This is a genomic window from Pseudomonas sp. (genome assembly GCF_046581935.1).
Classification (GTDB): Bacteria; Pseudomonadota; Gammaproteobacteria; order Pseudomonadales; family Pseudomonadaceae; genus Aquipseudomonas.
This window is the reverse complement of the sequence record NZ_JAYGFK010000014.1, coordinates 255,095-270,078: the sequence shown is the minus strand read 5'-3', so window position 1 is coordinate 270,078 and position 14,984 is coordinate 255,095. Positions and strand designations below refer to the sequence as shown.

Below are 14,984 nucleotides of genomic sequence, written 5' to 3'. Positions count from 1 at the left end.
TACGACGAGGACGATAAAAACAATGGCATACGACTCGGTATTTAAACCCGGCCTGTTTAGCGGCCAGACCATCATGGTCACAGGCGGAGGTAGCGGCATCGGCCGTTGCACCGCCCATGAACTGGCGTACCTGGGTGCCCACGTGGTGCTGGTGGGACGCAAGCTGGAAAAACTTGAAACCACCTGCGGCGAAATTATTGAAGACGGCGGCCAAGCCAGTTTTCAGGCCTGCGATATCCGTGATGAAGAGGCCGTCAAGGCCATGGTTAAAACCGTGGTCGCCGAGCGCGGGCAGATCCATCACCTGGTCAACAACGCCGGTGGCCAGTTCCCCGCGCCACTGATCGGCATAAACCAGAAAGGCTTCGAGACCGTGGTGCGCACCAACCTGGTCGGCGGCTTTCTGATTGCCAAGGAAGTGTTCCTGCAGAGCATGAGCAAACACGGCGGCAGCATCGTCAACATGCTCGCCGATATGTGGGGCGGTATGCCTGGCATGGGCCACTCGGGCGCAGCGCGGGCCGGTATGGAGAACTTCACCAAGACCGCCGCCTATGAATGGGGGCACGCTGGCGTGCGGGTCAACGCCGTGGCGCCGGGATGGATCGCCTCCAGCGGCATGGACACCTACCCCGAATCGATGAAAACCATGATCCGCAACCTCAAGGACCATGTGCCACTGCAACGCATCGGCAGCGAATCAGAGGTAGCTGCGGCCATCGTCTTCCTGCTCACGCCGGGGGCCAACTTTATCAGCGGCAACACCATCCGCATCGACGGCGCCGCCAGCCAAGGCACCCGTGCCTGGACCCTGGGCAAGGCGAAAAACAGCGAGTCCTATAACGGTTTTCATCGGGCTTACGTGCCTGACGTGCTCAAGGGCGAGGAGTAAGGCTATGCCCATCATTCAGTCCGACATTGATGTTCACGGCGAGGATTTCGCGAAAAACCGCAAGGCCATGCTTGCCGCTGTGGCCAGCTTTCGCGAAATCGAGCAAAACTGCCTGAACAAGGCCGCCGCTGCCAAAGAAAAATTCGACAAGCGCGGGCAGCTGTTACCCCGCGAGCGCCTCAATTTGCTGCTCGACCCCGGCGCGCCTTTTCTAGAACTGTCGTCGCTGGCCGGCTACAAGCTGCACGATGACAAAGACGGCACCCAGGCCGGCGGCGGGATCATCTCCGGCATCGGCTATATCGCCGGCGTGCGTTGCCTGGTCACCGCCAGCAACAGTGCGATCAAAGGCGGCACCATCTCCCCCACCGGGCTGAAAAAGACCCTGCGCCTGCAGCAGATCGCCGTCGAGAACAAACTGCCGGTGGTCACACTGGCCGAAAGTGGTGGCGCCAACCTAAATTACGCCGCCGATATTTTCGTCGAAGGCGCGCGCGGCTTTGCCAATCAGGCACGTATGTCGGCCATGGGCCTGCCGCAAATCACCGTGGTGCACGGTTCGTCTACGGCTGGCGGGGCTTACCAGCCGGGGTTGTCGGATTACGTGGTGGTGGTGCGCGGCAAGGCCAAAATGTTCCTCGCTGGCCCGCCGTTGCTAAAAGCCGCCACCGGTGAAATCGCCACCGACGAGCAACTCGGCGGCGCAGAGATGCATGCCCAGGTGGCAGGCACCGCCGAATACCTGGCCGAGAACGACGCCGATGGCGTGCGCATCGCCCGCGAAATTCTCGCCATGCTGCCGTGGAATGCGCAGTTACCCGCGCGCCCGGTTAAGAGCTACAGCGCACCGTTGTACCCGATTGAGGAACTGCTCGGCCTGGTGCCAGCAGATGCCAAGAAGCCCTACGACGTGCGCGAAATCATCGCGCGCATTGCCGACGGCTCGGCGTTCCTCGACTTCAAAAATGAGTTCGACAACCAGACTGTCTGCGGTCACTTGCAGATCGAAGGCCAGCCATGCGGCTTTATCGGCAACAACGGCCCGATCACCCCGCAAGGCGCCGCCAAGGCCGCGCAATTTATCCAACTGTGCGAGCAGAGCAACACGCCGATTCTGTTCTTCCACAACACCACCGGCTTTATGGTCGGCACCGAATCGGAACAACAGGGTGTGATCAAACACGGCTCAAAAATGATCCAGGCCGTGGCCAATTGCAGCGTGCCCAAGCTGACCATCGTCGTCGGCGGCTCCTACGGTGCCGGCAACTACGCCATGTGCGGCCGTGGTCTGGACCCACGCTTTATCTTCGCCTGGCCCAATAGCAAAACCGCGGTCATGGGCGGTGCCCAGGCCGGCAAGGTGCTGCGTATCGTCACCGAAGATAAACACGCCAAAGAAGGCAAAGAAGCCGACCCGAAGATGCTCGACATGCTGGAAACCGTCACCGCACAGAAGCTCGACAGCCAGTCCACCGCGCTCTACAGCACCGCCAGCCTGTGGGACGACGGCCTGATCGACCCACGCGACACACGCAAACTGCTCGGCTACCTGCTGGATATCTGTGCAGAAGCTGCTGTGCGCCCGCTTAAATCCAACTCGTTCGGCGTAGCCCGACTATGAAAACTGTTTTGAAAGTGTCACGAGCAGGCGCAGCTGCAAGGCGCACGGCGCGCAACAACGAGACAGTACAGGTAGTACGGCGAGGCAGTGAGCACCGCGCAACGCAGCAGATGCGTCGCGCAGTAACTTTCAATCAGTTTTTCGGAGAATAAAAAAATGATCTTTACCCAAGAACACGAAGAGCTACGCCGCACGGTTCGTAATTTTGTCGACAAGGAAATCAACCCGCACGTCGAACAGTGGGAAAAGGACGGCCGCTTCCCGATCCACGAGATTTTCAAAATGGCTGGCGACCTGGGCTTACTGGGCATATCCAAGCCGGAAAAATTCGGCGGCATGGGCCTGGATTACAGCTACTCGATCGTCGCGGCCGAAGAGTTCGGCACCGTCATCTGCGGCGGCATTCCGATGTCCATCGGCGTGCAAACTGATATGTGTACCCCTGCCCTGGCGCGCTTCGGCTCTGATGAGCTGCGTGACGAGTTCCTCAAGCCCGCGATCAGCGGCGAGATGGTCGGCTGCATCGGCGTATCCGAAGTGGGTGCCGGCTCCGATGTGGCCGGGCTGAAAACCACCGCCAAGAAAGACGGCAGCGACTACGTGATCAACGGTAGCAAGATGTGGATCACCAACTCGCCAAGCGCCGACTTCATGTGCCTACTGGCCAACACCAGCGACGACAAGCCGCACGTCAATAAGTCACTGATCGTGGTGCCGATGAATACCCCCGGCATCACTGTCAGCCCGCACCTGGACAAACTCGGCATGCGCAGCTCGGAGACCGCCCAGGTATTCCTCGACAACGTGCGCGTACCGCAACGCAACCGCATCGGCCACGAAGGTGCAGGCTTCATGATGCAAATGCTGCAATTCCAGGAAGAGCGTCTGTTCGGCGCAGCCAACATGATCAAAGGCCTGGAACACTGCATCAACAGCACCATCGACTACTGCAAAGAGCGCAAAACCTTCGGCAATCCGCTGATCGACAACCAGGTCATCCACTTCCGCATGGCCGAGCTGCAAACCGAAGTCGAATGCCTGCGCGCTCTGGTTTATCAGGCCACCGAGCAATACGTACGTGGCCGCGATGTGACCAACCTGGCCTCCATGGCCAAACTCAAGGCCGGCCGTCTGGGCCGGGAAGTGACCGACAGCTGCCTGCAGTACTGGGGCGGTATGGGCTACATGTGGGAAAACCCGGTGGCCCGCGCTTACCGCGACGTACGCCTGGTATCGATTGGCGGCGGTGCCGACGAAATCATGCTGGGCATTATCTGCAAGCTAATGGGCATTCTGCCGGGTAAAAAGAAAGGTTAGAGCCAGCGCCCGTAGGATGGGTTGAGCGTAGCGATACCCATCAACTCAGACACGATGAGTTCTGATGGTTCCCACGTCGAGGCGTCGAACCATCCGCGTGAGAACCCATAACGGGACGCTCCGCGTCCCAGCGACGCAGAGCGTCGCCAAATGCATTCCCACGCGGAGCGTGGGAACGATCGAAAGGTGCACCCATGAGCAACCTGCCTCACTGCGAAACCCTGCTGCTAAACCTTGAGAGCGGTGTGCTGCACATCACCCTCAACCGTCCGGACAGCCGCAACGCCATGAGCCTGACCATGGTCAGCGAATTGCGCGCAGTGCTGGAAAGCCTGCAACACGACCTAAGCGTGCGCGCCATTGTGCTGCGCGGTGCCGGCGGCCACTTCTGCGCGGGGGGCGATATCAAGGACATGGCCGGAGCCAGATCTGCCGGTGGCGATGCCTATCGCAACCTTAATCGCGCCTTCGGCAGCCTGCTGGAAGAAGCCCAGGCCACCCCACAGGTGCTGATTGCCGTACTCGAAGGCGCGGTGCTTGGCGGTGGCTTTGGTTTGGCCTGCGTTTCGGACATTGCCATCAGCCATCAGGATGCCAAGTTCGGTTTGCCGGAAACCACCCTGGGCATTCTGCCGGCGCAGATCGCACCGTTCGTGGTTAAGCGCATAGGCCTGACCCAAACCCGTCGCATTGCCCTGACCGCCGCACGGTTCAATGGCAGTGAGGCCGAACGCCTGGGCCTGGTGCACTTTAGCGAGCCCAATACAGACGAGATCGCCGCCCGTTTACAGCAAATATTGGAGCAAGTACGCAGCTGCGCACCACAAGCCAACGCCAACACCAAAGCCCTACTGCTGGCAACAGAAAATGAAGCACTCGGCCAGTTGCTAGACCGCGCGGCAGAACAGTTCGCGGCAGCAGTAACAGGGGCCGAAGGCATTGAGGGCACCATGGCCTTTATGCAGAAACGCGCACCGAAGTGGGCCGCAGAATAACCCTGTGGGAGGGGCTTTAGCCGCGACGGGTATCGCTGTTTCGCAGCTAAAGCGGATCACCTCCCGACTCCTCCCACACAACCTGATCGCAGATCGTCGCCCGGACGCAATCCGGATCGACTCACAGGAGCACCCAGATGCCCGCCTTTAACAAAATTCTGATCGCAAACCGTGGGGAAATTGCCTGCCGGGTGATGCGCACCGCCCAAGACCTGGGCTACCGCACCGTCGCCGTTTACTCGCAGGCCGACGCCGACGCGCGCCATGTGCAGCAAGCCGATGAGGCGGTGTGCATCGGCCCAGCGCAGGTCAATCAGTCGTACCTGGTGATCGACAACATCATCCAAGCGGCGCAGAAAACCGGGGCCGATGCGATTCACCCCGGCTACGGTTTTCTCTCCGAGAACGCCGACTTCGCCCGTGCCTGCGAAGCCGCCGGCATCGTGTTTATCGGCCCCACCGTGGAAGCCATCCACCTGATGGGCAGCAAACGCCTGTCGAAGATCGCCATGCTCGAAGCCGGCGTGCCGTGCATTCCCGGCTATGAAGGGGCGGCCCAGGATGAACAAACCCTGATCAGCGAGGCCGGCCGTATTGGCTACCCACTGATGATCAAAGCCAGCGCCGGCGGCGGTGGCCGTGGCATGCGCCTGGTCCACCAAGCCAGTGAGCTGGCTGAGCAAATCCGCACCGCCCGCTCCGAGGCGCAAAACGCCTTCGGCTCGGGCGAGCTGATTCTCGAACGTGCGGTAATCCAACCGCGCCATGTGGAAATCCAGGTATTTGGCGATAGCCAGGGCAGCATCGTTTACCTCGGCGAGCGCGACTGTTCGGTACAACGTCGCCACCAGAAAGTCGTCGAGGAAGCGCCCTGCCCGGTGATGACGCCAGAACTGCGCCAAGCCATGGGCGAAGCAGCGGTGAAAGCGGCCGCCTCGGTCAACTACGTTGGCGCAGGCACCGTGGAGTTCCTGCTTGATCAGAGCGGCGAGTTCTTCTTCCTTGAGATGAACACCCGCCTGCAGGTCGAGCATCCGGTCACCGAACTGATCACCGGGCAAGACTTGGTCGCCTGGCAGATTCGCGTGGCCGAAGGCCAACCGCTGCCGCTCAAACAGGACGAGATTCGCCTAACCGGCCACGCCATGGAAGTACGCCTGTACGCCGAAGACGCGACACAAAACTTTCTCCCGCAAACCGGCACCGCACTGCGCTGGGAACCAGCGCTGCGTGACGGCATCCGTATCGACCATGGCCTGGTTGAGGGCCAGGTCATCAGCCCGTTCTACGACCCGATGCTGGCCAAGGTCATTGCCTACGGTGCGACCCGCGAAGAAGCGCGGCGCAAGCTGGTACGGGCAGTCGAGGATTGCGTACTACTGGGCGTGAATGGCAACCAGCGTTTTCTCGCCAACCTACTCAGCCATCCAGAGTTCGCTGCTGGCAACGCCACCACCGCGTTTATCGCCGAGCATTTCGCCAGCGACCCGAGCCTGAGCCCGCAGCCGCCCACCGCCAGCGAACTGGCGACCGCTGCCGTCCTGCTGTTCCAGCAATCAGCCAATGCCCGGGCGCATCAAAGCGGTCTGGCCGGTTGGCGCAATGCCGGCAGCGCGCCGTGGCGCTTTGTGCTTAAGCACGGCGAGCAGAGCTTCAACGTGGCACTGCAAGTCATTACCGACGGCCCACAACCCAGCCTGCTAGCCACGTTTGGCGAGCAGCAGGTCAAGCTCACGCTGCTGACCAGCGACGGCCGCTGGGCCACCCTGGAACTGGACGGCATTCGCCAACGCCTGGCCTATCACCTGGATGGCGACACCCTTTGGCTGTATGGCCACAACGGCAACCTGCAGCTGAACGACATCACCCACCAGCCAGTCAGCAGCGCGGCCGGTGCGGGCTCGGGCAGCGTCAAAGCACCAATGGACGGGGCGATTGTTGAAGTACTGGTTGAAGAAGGCAGCAGCGTCAGCAAAGGCCAACTGCTGGTGGTGCTGGAAGCGATGAAGATGGAGCACCCGCTCAAGGCCAGCATCGACGGCGTAGTGCGGCGGATTGGCGTGAGCCGTGGCGATCAGGTGAAAAACCGTCAACTGTTAGTGGAGATCGAAGCTTCAGAGGGTTGAATACACCTATGGGAGGGGCCGGGCGGCCCCTCCCACGAAAGTTCATGCTCGCCTCATGCTGGATGGGTATCGCTACGCTCAACCAACCCTACAAATGTGACCAAACGAATAACAACAAATCACGGAGTACACCCATGTCACTACAAGGTAAAACCCTGTTTATCACCGGAGCCAGCCGTGGCATCGGTCGTGAAATCGCCCTACGCGCCGCGCGTGAAGGGGCCAACATCGTGATCGCGGCGAAAAGCGCCGAGGCGCATGCCAAGCTGCCTGGCACCATCCATTCTGTAGCTGCCGAGGTCGAAGACGTAGGCGGTAAAGCACTGGCCCTGCAAGTGGATGTACGTGACGAAAACGCAGTGAACGCCGCTATGGCCAAGGCTGCCGAGCACTTCGGCGGCATCGATGTGCTAATCAACAATGCCGGCGCGATCAAGCTGGTTGGCGTGGAAAAACTCGAACCCAAACGCTTCGACCTGATGTTCCAGATCAACACCCGCGCAGTCATGGTTTGCAGCCAGGCGGCCCTGCCCTACCTGAAACAAAGCAGCAACGGACACATCCTCAACCTGTCGCCGCCGCTGAATATGGACAGCAAGTGGTTTGCCCAACACGGCCCCTACACGGTCACCAAGTACGGCATGAGCATGCTCACCATGGGCATGAGCGAGGAGTTCAAGAAGTACGGCATTAGCGTCAACTCACTGTGGCCGAAAACCATGATCGCCACCGCCGCCATCGAGTTCGAACTGGGCAGCCGTGATGCCTTCAAGCGCGCGCGCACCCCAGCAATCATGGCCGATGCCGCTCACGCCATCCTCAGCAGCCAAGGACGCAGCATTACCGGCCGCCTGCTGATCGACGAAGAAATCCTCCGTGAGCAGGGTGTGACTGAGTTCGAGCACTACCGCTTCGATCCACAAGGTGGCGCGTTAATCCCCGACCTGTTTGTTGACTAGATAAACAGCAAACGCTCGCGCTGATGCTCCCCCCAGCTACTGGCAAAACGCAGTAAGCATGGGGGAGCATCAACGCGTGCATTAAGCCTGTTTAGCCTTGTAAAAACTGAGGCTACGTTGCTTTAGCCATCACAGACACCGAGCTATTCAAACGCCATGTGCCCTGTAAAAAAACGGTTATCGATGCGGGTTTATTGAGCAGTGCAATGCCCTATAAAACCATCTGATACGCATTGAGTGGTTCCTTCTGAGTCTGTCTTGTTTTCCCCTTGCCCCATACAGTTCCGGCACTTCTGCGACTACTGTCGCGCCACTGTCTGGAGGCCACTCCAATGCAAAGCGCTGTTACCCAACCCGCCTACAACTACAAAGTTGTTCGCCAATTCACGCTTATGACGATTGCCTGGGGTGTGCTGGGCATGTGCGTCGGCGTACTGCTTGCAGCCCAACTGGTATGGCCTGAACTTAACTTCGACACGCCTTGGCTGAGCTTCGGCCGCTTGCGCCCACTGCACACCAGTTTGGTGATCTTTGGGTTCGCCGGCAGCGCACAATTCGCCGCCAGCTACTACGCCGTACAACGCACCTGCCAAACCCGGCTGTTTTCCGACAAGCTTGCCGCCTTCACCTTCTGGGGCTGGCAACTGACCATCCTGAGCATGCTGGTGACCTTACCCATAGGCCTGACCACCACAAAGGAATACGCCGAGATAGAATTTACCGGCGCGGTATGGATGGCCATCGTCTGGGTCGTCTACGGCATCGTTTTCTTCACCACCCTGACGCAACGAAAAACCCAGCATATCTATGTGGGCAACTGGTTTTTCGGAGCTTTCATTGTGGTCATTGCCATACTCCACGTGGTCAATCACCTGGCAATTCCGGTGGACTGGTTTAAGTCCTACCCGGTGTACTCGGGTGCCACTGACGCCATGGTGCAGTGGTGGTATGGCCACAACGCAGTGGGTTTCTTTCTGACCACCGGCTTCCTGGGGATGATGTATTACTTCGTGCCCAAGCAGGTGAACCGGCCGGTTTACTCATACCGTTTATCCATCGTCCACTTCTGGGCGCTGATCACCCTGTACATCTGGGCCGGCCCACACCACCTGCACTACACCGCCCTACCTGACTGGGCACAGAGCCTCGGCATGGCGATGTCGATCATCCTACTGGCGCCAAGCTGGGGCGGAATGATCAACGGCATGATGACCCTCTCCGGCGCTTGGCACCTGCTGCGCACCGACCCGATCCTGCGCTTTTTGGTGGTGTCGCTTGCCTTCTACGGCATGAGCACCTTCGAAGGCCCAATGATGGCGATCAAAACCGTCAACGCCCTGTCGCACTACACCGACTGGACCATCGGCCACGTACACGCGGGTGCGCTGGGCTGGGTGGCGATGATTACCTTTGGCTCGCTGTATCACCTGATCCCGAAAGTGTTCGGCCGCGAGAAGATGTTCAGCAATGCAATGATCAATACGCATTTCTGGCTCGCCACCATCGGAACCGTGCTGTACATCGCATCAATGTGGGTGAACGGAATCACCCAAGGCTTGATGTGGCGCGCCGTAAACGAGGACGGCACCTTGACCTATTCATTCGTCGAAGCGCTGGAAGCCAGCCATCCAGGCTTTGTGGTGCGCCTAGCCGGCGGTCTGTGCTTCCTCAGCGGAATGTTGTTGATGGCCATCAATACCTGGCTAACCTTACGCCAAGCACAGCCAGAGCGGAGCGAACTGAGGACGCCTACTCATGCCGCCTGAAATCTGGGGTTTAAGCGTTCTGATCCTGTTTTACCTCTGCGTGCAAATCTGTTTTGTACGCAGCACCACGCGTGACCTTGATGAGGCCACCATGCTGCCCTTCGCCGACGACCCTGAAGTGGCGCGGCGAGTCGAACGAGAAACAGGACGCAGCACCAGCGGCTGCAGTTGCCCCGGCACCTGTAACAACACCTGCGAACACGCAGGCATGCATGAGTTCTAGACACCACACAACGGCGTATTAAAAGTGGCCTCGAATCGACTGAGCGGTACACGATTCGAGGCCAGCCATCGACCTGCTTGCCCCTCATCAGCAGTTGGCAATACCAGCCTCCGACCTTGAACAGCTCGAGCGCTAAGCCTGTTTAACCTTGAAGCGACTCAGGCTGCGTTGCATCAGCGATGCCCGGTCCGACAGCGCTCTGGCAGATACCGCGCACTCGTGTGAGTTCTGTTGATTTCTCTGCGTCACTTCATCGATCTGCTCAAGGCCGATGCTCGCCTGCTGCAAACCGGACGCTTGCTCGCTGGACGCCTGAGAAATTAGCGAAACCAGGCTGGATACCGCACTGGTGCCGCTGACAATACTTTTCAGCGACTCGGCCGTGCGGCTCGCGATGATCATCCCACGTTGTGTTTTGACTGATGAATCCGCAATCAGCGCTGCCGTCTGCTTAGCGGCCTCGGCACTGCGCGCGGCCAGACTACGCACCTCATCAGCCACTACGGCAAAACCACGGCCAAGTTCACCGGCCCTGGCTGCCTCAATCGCCGCGTTCAACGCCAACAGATTGGTTTGCGCGGCAATGTTGTCGATGGTGGTGATGATGGCGGTAATGTCCTTACCGGAATTATCGATTTCGCCCATGGCTGCAATTAACTCCTGCATCAGCTTGTCACTTTCCCCGGCGTCAGCCCGCGACGCCTGAGATTGATCGTCAGCTTTTTTGGCATTGGCAGAGTTATCCGTGGTCTGAGCGGCCATCTGCGTCATCACGGCGCTGATTTCAGTGATCGAGGATGCCGAGTTGGCCGCGCCATCTGACAGCGACTGACTCAACTCGGTGACCTGCGCTGAGCTACCGGTGATTTGCGTGGCACTGACCTGCACCTCACTGATCAGGTTATTCAAGTTGCTGACCATTTTCTCCAATGACTTGCCAAGGCTGTCGCCCGGCGAGGACAGCGTGACCTGTAGATCCAGATCGCCTTCGGAAATGCGCTCGGCAACCCTTACTTGGCGTTGCAGGCTTTCAGACATATCGTTCAGGGCGGACGACAACTGACCGACTTCATCCTCGGACTTCTGCACCAGGCGGTGGGAGAAATCACCCAAGCTAATATTTGCTGCCAACGCTGCGGCCTCACGGATCGGCCCGACGATTTTGCCAACGGCTAACCACAAGGCTGCCAAGGCTAATAGAGAAATGGCCAGCCCCACCGCGATTTGCCAGGAGGTGTTACTGGTGCTGCGGGCCTGCAGCTCATTCTCCAAGCTAATCGCCTGCTGCATAACCACGGCCTTAGGCAGACGAATCAGCACAGCCCAAGGTTTGCCAGTGCGCCCAAGCTGAATAGGCATCAACACTTCAATGTTCTGCGTCTCCTGGTTGAACAAACCATCACCACGATTGCTCTGAATATCACCGAGAACCTTCTGCCAAGTGCCAGGCAATAACGCTTTGATGGGCTGCCCAATAAGATCGGTGTGCTGACTATCCGCAACCACCAACCCTTGGTTACTCAAAATCGATACCGAGCCCTTGCCGTCGTATAGTTCTGCGGCCATCTGCTCGCTGAGTTTCTGAATAAATGCGATATCGAAGTCTGCTCCGACCACGCCGTAAAACTTGTTATTGGCCACGATGGGAACCGACAAGGTGGTTAGCCATACGCTTTTCCCCTGGACCACATACGGAATAGGGTCCAATACACTTTCCCGCAGGGTTTCACGCGGCCCGCTGTACCAGCCACTTTTCGGCACGCCGTTGGGATGTTTTTCCTGGGAGTCATACTCAACCAGCGGCTGCACAGCAATTTTCCCGTCGGCACTACGCGTCCAGTACGGCGTAAAGCGACCGGTCTGAGGATTACTGCCATCTTGCAGGTTATGGAAGGACTGATCCGCGCCATCAACTGCATCAGGCTCCCAAGCTGAATAGGTGCCGTTGAATTCAGGGTTATCTTTCAGAACGCTGAGCAATATGCTGTTAATTTGCTCACGACCCAATGCCAGTGGGTTTTCTGCAGTTTTACTGGCGGCAAACGTATTCGCCATAGTGCGCGCTGCATCCAGTGCATTTTGCAATTTTGCCTGAATAGCATTAGCGCGCGACTCGGCCAAATTTTGAATCTCGCGAATCGTCGTTTTTTCAACCAGCGCGGACACTTCCGTAGAGACAAATTGTTCATTAGCGCGAGTGCTGAACAATCCATAAACAACTAAACTGGCTGACGAAAAAAACAGACATATACCCGCGGTAACGCAAACCCGCGCCTGCAGTGATTTTAATTTCATAATAGCCTCTGCTCACTTTATCTTATGCTGGCGTCATAGACGGCTGTGTTTATTTTCACATCACGCGGCAAGGAACTATTAGATTATTATTTAGCGCTCACGCTTATTGCCTGCCTCTGCAACCTCACAGAATCAGACAATTGCCCACAATGCGCTGTGTGGGCAAAAACCAATAACCACGACAAGGGAGAAAGCATTGCCATACGGCGAGGCGCTTACTTCTGGAGCAATATAATTCTCTGCCGCAAGAAATTCTTATTAACGACAAAATCAGATTATCAAGAGTTTAAACTCACAAAGACACACAGCAAAAAAAACATTACAACGCTGCAAGCTTCAAGCCCTAAAAATTCACACCCAACTAATTCTCATAATATTTTCCAGAGTGTGAAAAAAATGTGAAATGCGGAGTTTATTGCCTAACACAGCGAACCTTTAGCAAAATCACAATACCCATAACAAAAAAATAGTTACTTCAGCAAAAGTACAATTCACACAAAAGCCACAAAGCACGTCCATTAGTCGTAGTACTTTAGTTTTATTTTCTATAATACCGTCATCCACCCAAATGATATTCATCTCCACAAGCACCTAACATCTAGGGAATAAATAATCAGCCGCCAGAAAAACACATCGCACATCGAGCGATTCGGCGCAGGTTAATTGGCTAATCCAGATTGCCGGTGAACAGCGCCAGCTAATATCGCAAACAACACTTGCTCGGCAAAGAGCACTGCTTGCCCTGCTGCGCGGGCACCCTCTATAGAAACCTGAAACCACCTGAATTGGGGATAAGGTCGCCGGCTCGTCGCCGCCAGCGGTTAGAGCGGCGTGACATTTGCCGATCTGCCTGACGTGTCGCGCGCAAAGGTCATTAACTCGATCTAGCTCACCCCTTAGAGTCCAAGGCGTGTCCACGTTGCCATCGATACTGTAACCACAACAGCGCGAGAGCCATGAGCCAAGCCGACCTGATTTCCCCGTTACGTTTTCTCAGCCGCCTGCCCCTGCACTTGCCACGTGTGCCGCGCATGCTGCGTGGTTTGTATTACGCCGGTATTCGTAACCGCGAAAAACATCTTTCGCTCGCCTGGGCATTGGAGCGCGCGGCGCAACAGCATCCCGAGCGCCCAGCCCTACTCGATGAATCACGTCGCCTCAGCTATGCCCAGTTCAACGCCTGGGCTAATCGCCTGGCCTGGGCCTTTAAAGCCGAGGGTGTGCGCCATGGCAGCGTGGTCGCGGTAATGCTGGAAAACCGCCTGGAGCAGTTGGCAATCCTCGCCGGGCTGAGCAAGCTCGGAGCGGTTGCCGCGCTGATCAACACTACCCAGCGCGGCAAGGTCTTGGCGCATAGCCTTAATCTGGTAAACCCGGGCTTTGTGGTGATTGGCGCAGAGCTGCTGGAGGCTTACGGCGAAATCAACGAGCAATTGCATAACCATCCGGCGCGCTACTGGATCGCCGACCAGGACTGCCTGAGCGACGTAGGCCAGGCACCCGACGACTGGCTCAACCTGATGCAACTGGCGCGCAGCCAGGCCAGTGACAACCTACCCGACAGCACCAGGGTAAAGATGAAAGACCCCTGCTTTCTGATTTACACCTCTGGCACCACCGGTTTACCGAAAGCCTCAATCATGAGCCACGGTAAGTGGATCAAGGCCTACGGCGGCTTTGGTCACTCCGGCCTGACCTTAAACAATAAGGACGTGCTGTACCTAACCCTGCCCTGCTATCACAACAATGCCGTGACCGTATGCTGGAGCGCGGCTCTGGCCGGTGGTGCGGCCATCGCCCTGCGCCGCAAGTTCTCCGCCAGCGCCTTCTGGCCGGATGTGCAGCGTTATCAGGCCACCTGTTTCGGCTATATCGGTGAGCTGTGCCGCTATCTGCTTAACCAGCCAGAGACTCCGGCAGAAAAGAACAACAGCCTGCGCTGCATGATCGGCAACGGTCTGCGTCCCTCAATCTGGGCTGAGTTCAAGAGCCGTTTCGGGGTCGAGCAGATCACCGAGTTCTACGCCTCCAGCGAAGGCAATATCGGTTTTACCAACGTCTTCAACTTCGACAATACCGTGGGCTTCTCCCCCGCCACTTATGCCATCGTGCGCTACGACCTGGAGAACGACTGCGCCATTCGCAACGCCAAGGGCTTCCTGCAGAAAGCCAACAAAGGCGAGCCCGGCCTGTTAATCAGCGAGATCAGCGCCAAGTGGCCATTTGACGGCTACACCGACCCGGCCAAGAGCGAAGCGGCGGTCCTGCGTAATGTGTTCAAGAAAGGCGATGCCTGGTTCAACACCGGCGATCTGATGCGCGATATCGGCTGCAACCACGCGCAGTTCGTTGATCGCCTCGGTGACACCTTCCGCTGGAAGGGCGAGAACGTTTCGACCACCGAGGTGGAGAACGTTCTGGGAGCCTTTTGCGGCGTTGAAGATGCGGTGGTCTACGGCGTCGAAATCCCTGGCACCAGCGGCCGTTGCGGCATGGCCGCGCTGCGCCTCAGCGAAGGCCAGCAGCTGGACGCAAGCGCCCTCGCCGCGCACCTAGATGCCGAATTGCCAGCTTATGCTGCGCCGCTATTTATCCGCCTGCTCGGCGAGGTGGAAACAACTGGCACCTTCAAATACAAGAAAGCGGATCTGAAGCAGGCGGCCTACAACCCCACAGCTGTGCAGGAACCCTTGTGGGTACGCCTGCCCGGCGAGCAGTGCTTTACCCCAATGGATGACGCACTGTTTGGCGCTATCGCTCAGCAAACCTATCGTTTCTGATTGACGGTAA

Annotated in this window: 10 protein-coding genes; 9 read left to right on the top strand and 1 reads right to left on the bottom strand. The window is 57.9% G+C overall.

The window, feature by feature from the left end; genetic code table 11:
- The first annotated feature begins 22 nt into the window (after window positions 1-22).
- The 8 genes from VCA57_RS12075 (at window position 23) to VCA57_RS12040 (ending at window position 9,899) form a co-directional block, all read left to right on the top strand.
- Window positions 23-892 carry an SDR family oxidoreductase gene (locus VCA57_RS12075; protein ID WP_411185268.1) on the top strand — a complete coding sequence of 290 codons (870 nt, stop codon included), beginning with the start codon at window positions 23-25 and terminating at the stop codon, window positions 890-892.
- 4 nt (window positions 893-896) lie between these two features.
- On the top strand, window positions 897-2,513 hold the full coding sequence (gene atuC, locus VCA57_RS12070) for a geranyl-CoA carboxylase subunit beta (protein ID WP_411185267.1): 1,617 nt from the start codon (window positions 897-899) through the stop codon (window positions 2,511-2,513).
- 156 nt (window positions 2,514-2,669) lie between these two features.
- Window positions 2,670-3,830 (top strand): citronellyl-CoA dehydrogenase, encoded by a 1,161-nt coding sequence (gene atuD, locus VCA57_RS12065; RefSeq protein WP_411185266.1) that lies wholly within the window; start codon window positions 2,670-2,672, stop codon window positions 3,828-3,830.
- 194 nt (window positions 3,831-4,024) lie between these two features.
- Window positions 4,025-4,825, top strand: coding sequence for an enoyl-CoA hydratase/isomerase family protein (locus VCA57_RS12060; RefSeq protein WP_411185265.1), 801 nt, complete (start codon window positions 4,025-4,027; stop codon window positions 4,823-4,825).
- A 137-nt stretch (window positions 4,826-4,962) separates the two neighbouring features.
- A complete protein-coding gene (locus tag VCA57_RS12055; protein WP_411185264.1) occupies window positions 4,963-6,951 on the top strand; it encodes an acetyl/propionyl/methylcrotonyl-CoA carboxylase subunit alpha in 1,989 nt (662 codons plus the stop codon).
- A 134-nt stretch (window positions 6,952-7,085) separates the two neighbouring features.
- Window positions 7,086-7,910, top strand: a complete 825-nt coding sequence (locus VCA57_RS12050) for an SDR family oxidoreductase (RefSeq protein ID WP_411185263.1) — start codon at window positions 7,086-7,088, stop codon at window positions 7,908-7,910.
- A 332-nt stretch (window positions 7,911-8,242) separates the two neighbouring features.
- On the top strand, window positions 8,243-9,676 hold the full coding sequence (ccoN, locus tag VCA57_RS12045) for a cytochrome-c oxidase, cbb3-type subunit I (protein ID WP_411185262.1): 1,434 nt from the start codon (window positions 8,243-8,245) through the stop codon (window positions 9,674-9,676).
- Entirely contained in the window at window positions 9,666-9,899 is a 234-nt protein-coding gene (locus VCA57_RS12040; protein WP_411185261.1) for a cbb3-type cytochrome c oxidase subunit 3, read from the top strand. Before ccoN ends, VCA57_RS12040 begins: the two co-directional genes overlap by 11 nt.
- Window positions 9,900-10,031: 132 nt before the next feature.
- Here the strand turns inward: VCA57_RS12040 and VCA57_RS12035 are convergent, their stop codons facing one another.
- Window positions 10,032-12,194, bottom strand: a complete 2,163-nt coding sequence (locus VCA57_RS12035) for a methyl-accepting chemotaxis protein (RefSeq protein WP_411185260.1) — start codon at window positions 12,192-12,194, stop codon at window positions 10,032-10,034.
- Window positions 12,195-13,150: 956 nt separating this feature from the next.
- Here VCA57_RS12035 and VCA57_RS12030 point away from each other — a divergent pair.
- Complete coding sequence (locus tag VCA57_RS12030) at window positions 13,151-14,974, top strand: long-chain-acyl-CoA synthetase (protein WP_411185258.1); 1,824 nt, start codon at window positions 13,151-13,153, stop codon at window positions 14,972-14,974.
- Window positions 14,975-14,984: the final 10 nt, after the last annotated feature.